The sequence below is a fragment of the Streptomyces sp. NPDC040545 genome, assembly GCF_055595065.1.
The window spans coordinates 117,614-129,988 of record NZ_JBVIWA010000015.1; the positions used below are offsets into that span (position 1 = coordinate 117,614).

11 protein-coding genes and 1 tRNA gene are annotated in these 12,375 nt (G+C 72.6%); 4 read left to right on the plus strand and 8 right to left on the minus strand.

Translation table 11 applies throughout. The features are described from left to right. Positions 1–102 precede the first annotated feature (102 nt). A complete protein-coding gene (locus tag ACZ573_RS26345; protein WP_471308256.1) occupies positions 103–1,488 on the plus strand; it encodes an NAD(P)/FAD-dependent oxidoreductase in 1,386 nt (461 codons plus the stop codon). On the opposite strand, the gene ACZ573_RS26350 is transcribed toward ACZ573_RS26345, so the two are convergent. The 3 genes from ACZ573_RS26350 to ACZ573_RS26360 all read right to left on the minus strand — a co-directional run bounded on the left by ACZ573_RS26350 (position 1,489) and on the right by ACZ573_RS26360 (position 3,780). Then, positions 1,489–1,914: a hypothetical protein gene (locus tag ACZ573_RS26350; RefSeq protein ID WP_471308258.1), complete on the minus strand. Its 426-nt coding sequence runs from the start codon at positions 1,912–1,914 to the stop codon at positions 1,489–1,491. Next, complete coding sequence (locus tag ACZ573_RS26355; RefSeq protein WP_471308261.1) at positions 1,911–3,620, minus strand: right-handed parallel beta-helix repeat-containing protein; 1,710 nt, start codon at positions 3,618–3,620, stop codon at positions 1,911–1,913. The genes ACZ573_RS26350 and ACZ573_RS26355 overlap by 4 nt, the downstream gene beginning before the upstream one ends. An 86-nt stretch (positions 3,621–3,706) precedes the next feature. Beyond that, positions 3,707–3,780 (minus strand) — tRNA-Thr (locus tag ACZ573_RS26360). Between the two features lie 184 nt (positions 3,781–3,964). Between ACZ573_RS26360 and ACZ573_RS26365 the strand changes: the two genes are divergently transcribed. The 3 genes from ACZ573_RS26365 to ACZ573_RS26375 all read left to right on the plus strand — a co-directional run bounded on the left by ACZ573_RS26365 (position 3,965) and on the right by ACZ573_RS26375 (position 6,497). Beyond that, a complete protein-coding gene (locus tag ACZ573_RS26365) occupies positions 3,965–5,053 on the plus strand; it encodes an ABC transporter ATP-binding protein (RefSeq protein WP_471308264.1) in 1,089 nt (362 codons plus the stop codon). 225 nt (positions 5,054–5,278) lie between these two features. Next, positions 5,279–5,692 (plus strand): hypothetical protein, encoded by a 414-nt coding sequence (locus tag ACZ573_RS26370; RefSeq protein ID WP_314254209.1) that lies wholly within the window; start codon positions 5,279–5,281, stop codon positions 5,690–5,692. A 28-nt stretch (positions 5,693–5,720) separates the two neighbouring features. Then, the gene (locus ACZ573_RS26375) at positions 5,721–6,497 is read left to right on the plus strand and encodes a nucleotidyltransferase family protein (RefSeq protein ID WP_471308267.1); all 777 of its coding nucleotides are present in this window, start codon (positions 5,721–5,723) and stop codon (positions 6,495–6,497) included. Positions 6,498–6,607: 110 nt separating this feature from the next. On the opposite strand, the gene ACZ573_RS26380 is transcribed toward ACZ573_RS26375, so the two are convergent. The 5 genes from ACZ573_RS26380 to ispD form a co-directional block, all read right to left on the minus strand. Next, positions 6,608–8,140, minus strand: coding sequence for a DoxX family protein (locus tag ACZ573_RS26380; RefSeq protein ID WP_471308271.1), 1,533 nt, complete (start codon positions 8,138–8,140; stop codon positions 6,608–6,610). A gap of 179 nt (positions 8,141–8,319) precedes the next feature. Beyond that, the gene (rlmB, locus tag ACZ573_RS26385; protein WP_471308277.1) at positions 8,320–9,291 is read right to left on the minus strand and encodes a 23S rRNA (guanosine(2251)-2'-O)-methyltransferase RlmB; all 972 of its coding nucleotides are present in this window, start codon (positions 9,289–9,291) and stop codon (positions 8,320–8,322) included. 95 nt (positions 9,292–9,386) lie between these two features. Next, positions 9,387–10,793, minus strand: a complete 1,407-nt coding sequence (cysS, locus tag ACZ573_RS26390; protein ID WP_471308280.1) for a cysteine--tRNA ligase — start codon at positions 10,791–10,793, stop codon at positions 9,387–9,389. A 94-nt stretch (positions 10,794–10,887) separates the two neighbouring features. After that, positions 10,888–11,400: a 2-C-methyl-D-erythritol 2,4-cyclodiphosphate synthase gene (ispF, locus tag ACZ573_RS26395; protein WP_471308282.1), complete on the minus strand. Its 513-nt coding sequence runs from the start codon at positions 11,398–11,400 to the stop codon at positions 10,888–10,890. After that, positions 11,390–12,136, minus strand: a complete 747-nt coding sequence (gene ispD, locus ACZ573_RS26400; protein WP_471308285.1) for a 2-C-methyl-D-erythritol 4-phosphate cytidylyltransferase — start codon at positions 12,134–12,136, stop codon at positions 11,390–11,392. The genes ispF and ispD overlap by 11 nt, the downstream gene beginning before the upstream one ends. Positions 12,137–12,375: the final 239 nt, after the last annotated feature.

Consider the following 12,375-nt stretch of genomic DNA (forward strand, 5'->3'; position numbering starts at 1 on the left):
CGGCCCGCGCCGAAACATCCGGCATACGGCCACCCCAACCGCCCCGAACCACGACACCTCGTCCCTGGACACCCTCCCGGAGCGAGGTGTACCAAATCCCCCATGACGATCAACGGCGGTATTTCCTTCTGGTACGCGTCCGAGCGAACCGGCACCCCGGCCACCCCACCCCGCGCACCCCTCACCGCCGACACCACGGCCGACGTCGTCATCGTCGGCGGCGGCTACACCGGCCTGTGGACCGCCTACTACCTCAAGCGCGCCGCCCCCGACCTCCGCATCACCGTCCTGGAACAGAAGTTCTGCGGCTACGGCGCCTCCGGCCGCAACGGCGGCTGGCTCTACAACGGCATCGCCGGCCGCGACCGCTACGCCGCCCTCCACGGCCGGCCGGCCGCCCGCCGCCTCCAGCAGGCCATGAACGAGACCGTCACCGAGGTCATCGACGTCACCGTCAAGGAAGGCATCGACGCCGACATCCACCGCGGCGGCGTCCTCGAAGTCGCCCGCACCCCCGCCCAGCTCGCCCGCCTGAAGGCCTTCCACGCCCACGAGGCCGCCTTCGGCGAGACCGACCGCGAACTCCTCGACGCCCCCGCCACCCGCGCCCGCATCGACATCGCCGACGCCGTCGGCTCCAGCTGGAGCCCCCACGGCGCCCGCATCCACCCCCTGAAGCTGGTCCGGGGCCTGGCCGCCGCCGTCGAAGCCCTCGGGGTGGTCATCCACGAGTCCACGCCCGTCACCGAGATCGCCCCGCGCCGCGCCGTCACCCCGTACGGCACCGTCCGCGCCCCCTACGTACTGCGCTGCACCGAAGGCTTCACCGCCGCCCTCAAGGGCCAGAAGCGCTCATGGCTCCCCATGAACTCCTCGATGATCGTGACGGCCCCGCTCCCCGCCGAGACCTGGTCCCGGCTGGGCTGGTCGGACAGCACGCTCCTCGGCGACATGGCCCACGCGTACATGTACGCCCAGCGCACCGCCGACGACCGCATCGCGATCGGCGGCCGCGGGGTTCCGTACCGCTTCGGCTCCCGCACCGACCAAGACGGCCGCACCCAACCGGCCACCGTCTCCGCCCTGACCACCCTGCTGACCTCCTTCTTCCCGCAGCTCGCGGGTACGGAGATCACCCATGCCTGGTCGGGTGTGCTCGGCGTGCCCCGCGACTGGTGCGCCACCGTCACCCTGGACCGCGCCTCGGGCCTGGGCTGGGCGGGCGGCTACGTGGGCTCGGGCGTCGCCACCTCCAACCTCGCGGCCCGCACCCTGCGCGATCTGGTCCTCGGCGAGTCCACCGAACTGACCACCCTGCCCTGGGTGGACCACCGCGTCCGCCGCTGGGAGCCGGAACCCTTCCGCTGGCTCGGCGTCCAGGCCCTCTACGCCGCCTACCGCGAGGCGGACCGCCACGAGAGCACCACCCACCGCCCGACGACCACCCGGCTGGCCCGCCTGGCCGACCGGATCTCGGGCCGCCACTGATCAGACGGCCGAGGTCAGGCCCTCGATCGCCGTCCGGGCCCATTCCTGCGCCCCCACCGCCGTCCCGGCCACCACCCCGGTCGCCACCGGTGCCAGGGCTCCCTTGAGCGCGGCCAGGGCGCGGCGCAGCCGCCCCTGGTCGGGCTCGCCCGTCCCGGCGACCTCCGCGAGGACGTCCTGGGCGGCGGCCTCGGCGTCCTCACGGTCCCGGTCGGGCAGACCCGCCCCGGGGAGCTGCCGCAGCAGGTCGGCGACGAGAGCGGCGAGGGCGGCGACGGCGGCAGCGGCCTCGGCGCCGGGCGGGGGCGCGGTGTTGTTCTGCTGGTTCTGGGTGACGCTGTCGTTGCCCCAGGCGAACTGGGCTCCGGAGACGGCTCCGTGGAAGACCGGACCGGACCGGTCGGCGTTCTGCTGCTGATCGCTCATGTGCGGGTACCGTCCTCGTTCGTCGTCTGGTTCAGGACGGCGTGGACGTTGTTCCACGCCAGCTGGACATCGCGGACCGGGCCGTTGAAGACCGGTCCCTCGTAGTGGTGGTGGACGACCGTCGGGTCCGGTTCGGTCCGCACCGCCTTTTCGAGCACCGGCAGCGACGTACGCAGCCCGGTCAGGTCGACGAGACCGTTGTGCAGGACGCCCAGCTGCCCGGTCCCCGTCACGGAGCAGTCCTCCAGCCGGCCTCCGGCGCGGTCGACGAAACTCGCGCCGCTCACCGCGCAGTCGGCGAGGGTGGCGCCGACGACCTCCAGCCGGGCGGAGTCCCTCGCGAAGACGCCCAGTCCGTCGCTGCCGGTCACGGTGAGGTTCCGCGCGACGACCCGTGCGCTGCCGAAGGCGGCCGCCCCGCCGGTGGTCACCGTCTCGGCCCGGCAGTCGTGCAGGAGCAACTGGGCCTCCTCCCCTGCGCCGAAGGCCAGCGCCGCCCGCTCCACCGACAGCCGGCGCAGCGTCACCCAGGTCTGCCCGAGAGCGGTCACCGCGGCCATGTCGACGTCCCGCATCACCCCGTCGGTGACCTCGGCCTGCGTGCCGCCGTTCCCCTTGGTCTCCAGCCCGGACGGGCAGCGTTCCACCGTGACGTGCTCGAAGACGGCGGTGGCCTCGTCGTGGACCCGCAGGGCGGCGCTGGTCAGGTCCCGGACCTCGATCCGGGTGAACCGGCCCCGGCCGCCCTCGGTGACCGCGACACCGACCTTGCCGTCGGCGACACGGCAGCCGTGGACCTCCGGGGCGCCGCCCCGGGTCACGTGCACGGCGACGTTGCCCGCCCCGGAGACGTCGCAGTTCTCGAACCGGCCGCGGCCGCCGTTGTTGATGTCGAGGCCGGTATCACGGCAGCCGGTGAGCACGCAGTCGCGCACCACCGGGTCGGCGCCGCTCGCCACCGCGATCCCGAACTGCGCGCCGACGACACGGGTGCGCTCCACGCGGCCCCGGGACTGCTCGATGTAGGCGATGCCCTCCGCCTCCACGGCTTCGACGAGGCAGTCGGTCACGGTCAGTTCCGCCTGCGCGCCGGCGAGGACCGCGGCCATCCCGGTGCGGGTCAGCACGCACCCCTCGATCCGGGCCTGCCCGCCGCTGACGCGGACCCCGTGGATCCGGCTGCCCTCGATCCGGCTGCCGAGGAGCGAGAGCCGGCCACCGCCGATCACGGCGAGCGCGTTGTCCGCGGCGTCGGTGAACCGGCAGCGCTCGACGAGCCCGGCGGCCCCCGCGAGCAGGACCCGGCCGTGCAGGACCGTGCTCTCCCGCAGCGTCACCGAGGTGCCCGGCCGGGCGTGGAGCGCGACACCGTCGTAGGCCTGGATCCCGGTCCGCTCCAGCGTCAGCGTCCCCGCGTGGCAGCCCACCACGTCGGCGTCCCGGCCGACGAGTACGAGGCCCTGGACGACTGCCGGCGCGAAGGAGTTGAGGACGGCGCCCCGGGGCCGTGCCACCACGACCGAGCCGGGTCCTCCGACCGCGACCAGGCGGACCTCGCCGCGGACTGTGAGCGTCTCCTCGTAGTGCCCGGGCTCGATCTCGATCACCGCCGCCCGCCCGCGCCGGGCCGCCTCGGCGAGGGCGGAGGTGATGTCCCGGTGGGCGCGCCGGCCCCCGTGCGGTGAGACGACGTACCGCGCGGCCATTCCCGCCTCCCCTGTCGGACAGCCCCCGAACGGTCAGAGGCCCTGCCGTCCGCTAGGACGACAGGGCCTCTGGTGTACTTCCTCGGAGCCCCCTGTCGGATTCGAACCGACGACCTACGCTTTACAAGAGCGTTGCTCTGGCCAGCTGAGCTAAGGAGGCGCAACCGCCCTCACTCTACACAGCGGCCCACATCGCGTAATGCGAAATTCGACACCTTCCCGGTGCTGACAGGAGCCGTCCGGGCGGGTAGCGTCGAGCGGAAGTCCATCTAGTGGACTAGACCCATTCTTCCTTCCACTCGGATCGTCCGGCACGTTCCTGCCGGTAGAAGGGATTCATCACCATGGCTTCTGTCACTTTCGACAAGGCGACCCGGCTGTACCCCGGCGGCGACAAGCCCGCTGTCGACCAGCTCGAGCTGGAGATCCAGGACGGCGAGTTCCTCGTGCTCGTCGGCCCGTCCGGCTGCGGCAAGTCCACCTCCCTGCGCATGCTGGCCGGCCTGGAGGACGTCAACGGCGGCGCCATCCGCATCGGCGACCGCGACGTCACGCACCTGCCGCCCAAGGACCGGGACATCGCGATGGTGTTCCAGAACTACGCGCTCTACCCGCACATGTCCGTCGCCGACAACATGGGCTTCGCGCTCAAGATCGCCGGTGAGGACAAGGCCACCATCCGCAAGAAGGTGGAGGACGCGGCGAAGATGCTCGACCTCACCCAGTACCTCGACCGGAAGCCGAAGGCGCTCTCCGGCGGTCAGCGCCAGCGCGTCGCCATGGGCCGCGCCATCGTGCGCAAGCCGCGGGTGTTCCTCATGGACGAGCCGCTGTCGAACCTCGACGCCAAGCTCCGCGTCTCCACCCGCACGCAGATCGCGGCGCTCCAGCGCGACCTCGGCATCACCACCGTCTACGTCACCCACGACCAGGTCGAGGCCATGACGATGGGTGATCGCGTGGCCGTCCTGAAGGACGGGCTGCTCCAGCAGGTCGACACCCCGCGCAACATGTACGACCGCCCCGCGAACCTCTTCGTCGCCGGCTTCATCGGCTCGCCGGCCATGAACCTGGTCGAGGTCCCGATCACCGACGGCGGTGTGAAGTTCGGCGACAGCGTCGTCCCGGTGTCCCGCGAGGCGCTGTCCGCGGCGGCCGACGCGGGCGACCGCACCGTCACGGTCGGCGTCCGCCCGGAGCACTTCGACGTCGCCGAGACCGGCGGTCTGACCATCGTCGTGAACGTCGTCGAGGAACTCGGCGCCGACGGCTACGTCTACGGCTCCACGACCTCCGCCGAGGGCTCGCAGGACCTCGTGGTCCGCGTGGGCGGCCGCCAGGTCCCGGAGAAGGGCTCCAACCTCCACGTGGTGCCGCGCGCGGACGAGATCCACGTCTTCTCGACCTCCTCCGGCGAGCGGCTCTCGGCCTAGCAGCTCCCGCAGGTTTCGCGGTCGTTGGAGGGGCGTCCCGTCAAGGGGCGCCCCTCCGGCGTCCGTTGCCCGTCCGCCGCCCGTCGGGGCGCATGGCAGGAACCCCGGCAGACCGGGCCATTCGACCCCGACCGTCAACCCTTAATTCGAAAAACCACGTCGAACCATCCCCCGACAGGGTGACTAAATGTCGCCAAATCTTCACCGAGCGCTACTCTCGCCCTCGTGACCCACACTGCCCGCCGTATCGGCCGTTCCCTCGCCCTGGTCCTGCCCGTCGTCCTGGTCCTGTCCGGGACCCTCGCGGTCACCATGGTCCCCTGGGCGGACACTTCGTCCTCCCAGGTCCTGACCGCCTCCGCCGAGGACGTCTCCGTCCCCGCGAAGCCGCGTGCCGCGCACGAGGTGCTGCGCGATCAGCTCGTCGGTGAGCTGCAGCAGGGCGGGCGGCCGGACGACGTGCTCACCCACCTCCAGCAGGAGGTGAACCGGCGGCCGTCGCTCGCCGAGCACTGCGTGGGGATCGCGCGGGCGCTGGGGCGGGCCGCCGTGGACGCGTACGGCCCCACGAAGGCCCAGTCGTTCGCCCGGCCCGTCTGCGACACCTCGTACGCCTCCGGCGTCGCCTCCATGGGCTGACGCGCGCCACCTGCCTACGCTGGCGGTCATGACCGACGACCACCGATCCGCTCCATCCGCTCCGCCCGCTCCCTCCGCAGCCGCGTTCCCCGCCGCCCCCACCCAGGCCGTCGTCCTGGCGGGCGGCCAGGGTTCGCGGCTGCGCCCGTACACGGACGACCGTCCGAAGCCGATGGTCGAGATCCCGGGGACGGGGGTGCCGATCATCGGGCACCAGCTGGCCTGGCTGGCCTCCGAGGGGGTCACGGACGCCGTGGTCTCCTGCGGGCACCTGGCCGAGGTGCTCCAGGAGTGGCTTCGCGGGGCCCGGTTGCCGCTGCGCGTGACCACGGTGGTCGAGGAGCAGCCGCTGGGCCGCGGCGGCGGTCTCAAGTACGCCGCCCGGCACCTCCCGCATCCCGGCGGAGCCTGGTACGCGACCAACGGGGACATCTGGACCCGGTTCTCGCTCCGCGAGATGGCCGCCTTCCACGCGGAGCGCGACGCGGTGGCCACACTCGCGCTGGCGCGGCCGCGGATCCCGTGGGGGGTCGTGGAGACCAACGAGTTCGGGCAGGTGCTGGACTTCATCGAGGCCCCGCCCTCGCCCTATCCGGTCAACGCCGGCGTGTACGTCTTCAGCCCCGAATTCGCCGCCCTGCTCCCCGACTTGGGGGACCACGAGCGCACGACGTTCCCGCGCCTGGCCCGTGAGCGGCGCCTCGCGGGCTTCCCGCTGCCGCAGGGGGCCTACTGGCGGGCGATCGACACGGCGAAGGACCTCACCGAGGCCGCACGGGAGTTGGCGGCGCAGAAGGGCACCTGAGGCCCCGCACGGGCCGGCCGGTGCCGTACGTACGCGGCTCCGGGCGCCCGGCACACGCACGGGGGCCCGGCACGCGCGCGCGTGCCGGGCCCCGATTCTCTGTGCTGGTGTCAGCCGATGAGCCCGCCGATCAGGCCCGGCTGCTTGGCGGCCGGAGCCCCGCCGCCCGTGCTGCTCCCCGCGGAGGAGGACGGCTGCTTCGGTGAGGAGGACTGCCGGGGGGTGCTGCGCGGGGTCTGCTGCTGCTTGCCGGTGGTACCGCGCGTCGCGGCGGGCGACTCGGAGCGCGTCCCCGAAGTCCCCTTGGAGGGGGTGCCGGACGCGGTCTTCCCGGACTTGGCGGCGGGCTCGGTCGCACTGGCCGAGGGCGAAGCGGCCTTGGTCGGCGGCTTCGTGGGCTGCTGCTGTCCGGGCTGCGGACCGGCCGGTGCCTGCTGCGGCAGCGGACGGCCGGGCAGGTAGTTGCTGGGTGCCTCGCCCGGCCCGGGAACGGTGACGACGGTGGAGGAGCGGACGGCGCCGCCGAGGAGCGAGCCGACGATCAGGGTGAGCCCGCACACGACGGTGGCCATGACGGCCCCGCGGCGCAGTACGCGCCGCCGCAGCCGCCAGATCTCGGAGCGCGGGCCGAGGGTGCGCCAGGCCTCGCCGGCGAGGCGTCCGTCGAGGGAGTAGACCGGGGCGCCGGCGATGATCAGCGGGCTCCAGGCGGCGAGGTAGATGATGTCGGGCGCGTCGTAGGCCGGGACGGTCTTCCAGCTCACCGTCATCAGCAGGGCGGCGGACAGCAGCGCCCCGAAGCAGGCGGCGAACCGCTGCCACAGGCCGAAGACCGTGAGCACGCCGACGATGACCTGGAGGAAGGCCACGCTCAGGCCCGCGCCGACCGGGTGGGCGAGGGCGAAGTCGCGCAGCGGCTCGGCGAGCGCCCAGGGGTTCAGCGTGTGCAGCCAGGTGACCATGGAGCCGCGTTCGCCGCCGTCGAAGTAGACGGGGTCGCACAGCTTGCCCATGCCTGCGTAGATGGAGATGAAGCCGAGGAAGACGCGCAGCGGGAGCAGCACGACGCCCAGGTTCATCCGGCGGCCGGGGTAGTAGGAGGCCTGGCCGCGGGTGTCGGGGCTGGCCCGGCGGGAGTCGGCCCCGGGGCCGGAGCCGGGCGGCTCCGGCTGGTAGGGCAGGTCGCGTACGGCGGCCAGCGGGCGGGTCTCGGCGGGGTCCCCGTATCTGCGCTGGCCGATGACGGTCGGCGTGGCGACGGTGTCCCCGGCGAGGTCGTGGGCCAGGTCGACGCGGGGGATGACCTGGGTGGCGCCGCCGTCGTACTCGTCGTGTCCGCGGCCGGCCTCACGGACGGCCTGGAGCAGTCCGCCCATGGCGGCGGCGTCGCCGGCGTCGGACTTGCCGCTCCAGACCACGGGGGCCCGGCGGCGGGTGGCCCCGGCGGCCGCCACCACGGCGCCACCCAGGACGGGTGCGCGGCCGGGGGCCTTCGCGGGCTTGGAACGCGCGCTCGGGCTCGGTGCGAGCCGCACGCGGAAGCTGGCGTGGTTGACGATGACCTGTGCGGGGTCGCACGGCACCTTGACCATGCTCAGCGCGGGCTGGTCGTCGAACCCTGACGTTCTGGTGTCCACACTCATCTAACCGAGTGATCAGTGTTTAGGACACTGCCTTGACGACAGGGATGTGTCCGAGACCCGTCAAGATCAAGCCACCCCGCCCGAATCGGACGGGGTGACACGCTCACGGGTCATATTCCGTGAGCCAAGTGGATCAGTCGCGCGAGGGATCCGCCGCGCGGGGATCCCTCGTACGGGGATCAGATGCGGCCGCGGTCGGCGCGGCGGCGGGCCGCCTCGTAGAGGACCACACCGGCGGCGACACCGGCGTTGAGGGACTCGGCGCCACCCGGCATCGGGATGCGGACGAGGTAGTCGCAGTTCTCGCCGACGAGACGGCCGAGGCCCTTGCCCTCGGAGCCGACGACGATGACGACCGGGCCCGCCAGCTCGGCCAGGTCGTTGACCGTCTTCGTGCCCTCGGCCGCGAGGCCGACGATGGTGATGCCGGCCTTCTTGTAGTCCTGGAGGGCGCGGGTCAGGTTGGTGACGCGCGAGACCGGGGTGCGGGCGGCGGTGCCGGCCGAGGTCTTCCAGGCGCCGGCGGTCATGCCGGCGGCGCGGCGCTCGGGGATGACCACGCCGTGGCCGCCGAAGGCGGAGACGGAACGGACGATCGCGCCGAGGTTGCGCGGGTCGGTGACGCCGTCGAGGGCGACGATCAGCGGGTCCTCGCCGTTGTCGTACGCGGCGGCGGTGAGGTCCTCCGGGTGCGCGTACTCGTACGGCGGGACCTGGAGGACCAGGCCCTGGTGGTTGAGCCCGTTGGTCATGCGGTCGAGCTCGGGGCGCGGGGCTTCCATCAGGTTGATGTTGCCGCGCTCGGCGGCGAGCTGGAGGGCCTCGCGGACGCGCTCGTCGTTGTCGATGAACTGCTGGACGTAGAGGGTCGTGGCCGGGACCCCGTCGCGCAGCGCCTCGAAGACCGGGTTGCGGCCGACGACCATCTCGCTGGTGCCCTTGGGGCCGCCGCGGCGCGGGGCGGGGCGGCGCTTGGCGGCCTGGCGGGCCATGGCGTTGGCGATGCGGTTCGCCTTGTGCTTCTTGCGGTCCTCGGCCTTGGGCGTGGGGCCCTTGCCTTCCAGACCCTTGCGCCGCTGGCCACCGCTGCCGACCGTCGCGCCCTTCTTGTTGGACGTGCGGCGGTTCCTGCGCTGGCTGTTCCCGGCCATGACTTCTACCTGTTTTCGTTGGTGCTGCGGTATGTACGTATGAAGAGTGTGCCGCCCGGAGCTCCTGGCGGCACACCAAGCTCAGCTGCCTGGGCTCAGCGGGGGCCGAGCGTCCAGCGCGGACCCGTGGGGCTGTCCTCGATGACCAGCCCGGACTGCTGGAGCTGGTCGCGGATCGCGTCGGCGGTCGCCCAGTCCTTACGGCCCCGGGCGGATTCGCGCTGCTCCAGGACGAGTCGCACGAGGGTGTCCACGGCGCCGTGGAGCTCCTCGCCGCGGTCGGAGCCGTTCCCGCCGTCCCAGTGGGGGTCGAGCGGGTCCAGGCCGAGGACGCCCAGCATGGCCCGCACCTCGGACAGGCGCGCGATGGCCGCGTCCTTGTCGTCGGCGGCGAGCGCACTGTTGCCCTGGCGGACGGTGGTGTGGACGATCGCGAGCGCCTGCGGGACGCCCAGGTCGTCGTCCATGGCCTCGGCGAAGGCGGGCGGGACCTCTCCCGCCGGCTCGACGGGGCCGCCGGCCTTCTCGATGACGCGCTGGTAGAAGCCCTCGATCCGGGCGAAGGCCGACTCGGCCTCGCGCAGGGCCTCCTCGCTGTACTCGATCATCGACCGGTAGTGCGGGGTGCCGAGGTAGTAGCGCAGGACGATCGGGCGCCACTGCTTGACCATCTCGGAGACGAGGACGGAGTTGCCCAGCGACTTGGACATCTTCTCGCCGGACATGGTGACCCAGGCGTTGTGGACCCAGTACTTCGCGAACTCGTCGCCGAAGGCCTGGGCCTGGGCGATCTCGTTCTCGTGGTGCGGGAAGATCAGGTCGAGCCCGCCGCCGTGGATGTCGAAGGCCTGGCCGAGGTACTTGTGCGCCATGGCGGAGCATTCGAGGTGCCAGCCGGGACGGCCGCGGCCCCACGGGGTCTCCCAGGAGGGTTCGCCGGGCTTGGCGGACTTCCACATGGCGAAGTCGCGCGGGTCGCGCTTGCCGGTCTCGCCGGTGCCCTCCGGCTGACGGATGTTGTCGAGCTCCTGGCGGGAGAGCGAGAGGTAGCCGGGGAAGGACTTCACGTCGAAGTAGACGTTGCCCTCGGACTCGTACGCGTGGCCGCGCTCGATGAGCCCGCGCATCATCTCGATCATCTCCGGGACGTGCCCGGTGGCGCGCGGCTCGTAGGTCGGCCGCAGGCAGCCGAGCGCGTCGTAGCCGGAGTTGAAGGCCAGTTCGTTCTCGTAGCCGATGGACCACCAGGGGCGGCCCTGTTCGGCCGCCTTGGCGATGATCTTGTCGTCGATGTCGGTGACGTTGCGGATGAAGGTCACGTCGTAGCCGCGGTAGGCGAACCAGCGGCGCATGACGTCGAAGTTCAGGTACGAGCGGACGTGCCCGATGTGCGGGGCGGCCTGCACCGTGGCACCACACAGGTAGATCGAGACACAGCCCGCGGTGAGCGGGGTGAAGTCGCGGATCTGCCGGGCGCTGGTGTCGTACAGGCGAATAGTCACGGCAACCAGGGTAGTGGCCCTGTAGCAGTGCCCCGCGACCCTTTCGGGACCCGGGGCACCTTTGTTGCCGAAGATGTACGGCCGCTACGAGGGATCAGGCCCGGTTCGTCCGGTACACGAGGGCCGTGGCGATGGCGGCGAGACCCTCGGCGCGGCCCGTGAGCCCCAGCCCGTCGGTGGTGGTGCCGGACACGGAGACGGGGGCGCCGGCGGCGGCCGCGAGCGCCTTCTGCGCTTCTTCGCGCCGCTTGCCGATCTTCGGGCGTACGCCGATCACCTGGATGGCGATGTTGCCGATCTCGAAGCCCTCGGCGCGGACGATACGGGCCGCCTCCGCCAGAAGGGTGACACCGGCGGCGCCGGACCACTCGGGGCGGGAGGTGCCGAAGTGCGCGCCGAGGTCACCGACACCGGCGGCGGAGAAGAGCGCGTCGCAGGCGGCGTGGGCGGCGACGTCGCCGTCGGAGTGCCCGGCGAGGCCGTCCTCGCCCTCCCAGAGCAGGCCGGCGCACCACAGCTCGCGGCCGGTCTCGAAGGCGTGCACGTCGGTGCCGATGCCGACGAGCGGGATCTGCGGGACGGTGTGCGGGGTCGGCTCAGTAGCCATCGGTGGCCCTCCTGCGGGCGAGTACGGCCTCGGCGAGGACCAGGTCGAGCGGGCGGGTGACCTTGAAGGCCTCTTCGTGGCCCGGGATGACCATGACGGTGACACCGAGGCGTTCCACCATGCCGGCGTCATCGGTGGCGCCCTCGCCGTCGACGGCGATCGCGGCGTGCGCCCGCCGGAGGGTGGCGAGGTCGAAGCCCTGCGGGGTCTGCACGGCGCGCAGCCGGGCGCGCTCGGGCGTGCCGAGGACCGGCTCGGGCTCGCCGGGCCTGCCGGGCTCGACCTCCTTGACGGTGTCGGCCAGGGGCAGCGCGGGCACCACGGCGGGCGCCCCGTCGCGTACGGCTTCGACGACCGAGTCCACGGTGTCCACGGGGACGAGCGGGCGGGCAGCGTCGTGGATGAGGACGGAGGTGATGTCCGGCGGCAGCGCGTCCAGGCCGGCGCGGACGGACTCCTGGCGGGTCTCCCCGCCGGGGACGACCAGCAGCTCGGTGCGCTCGGGCAGCGCGTGCTCGCCCAGCAGCAGGCGCACCTCGGCGGCCTCGGCGGGCGGGGCGACGACCACCACGAGGGAGACCGCGCGGGAGCGGGCCATCGCGCGCACGGCGTGGATGAGCATCGGGGTGCCGCCGAGGGCCCGCAGGGCCTTGGGGGCACCGGGACCGAGGCGTACCCCCCGGCCGGCGGCCGGGATCACCGCGGCGGTGCGGTGGGGACGCGTTACGTCAGACATCAGTAGCTCCGAGCCAGGTTTGTGACTTCGGCCGACATGGGTATGGCCTGAAGGGTGCCGGGTGCGACGCCCCTCGCCCCTTCCGTGACGACCGGTCGAGCAGGCTGCCCGGGCCCGGCACGCCATCGAGATGGTGGCAGTGAGGCAGTAAGGCAAAAGGTACGGATACAGACATGCCGCAGCGCCCGGCAACAGGCCTCTCGTGGAGGAGAGACCTTGTCATCGGGCACCGCGGCAAG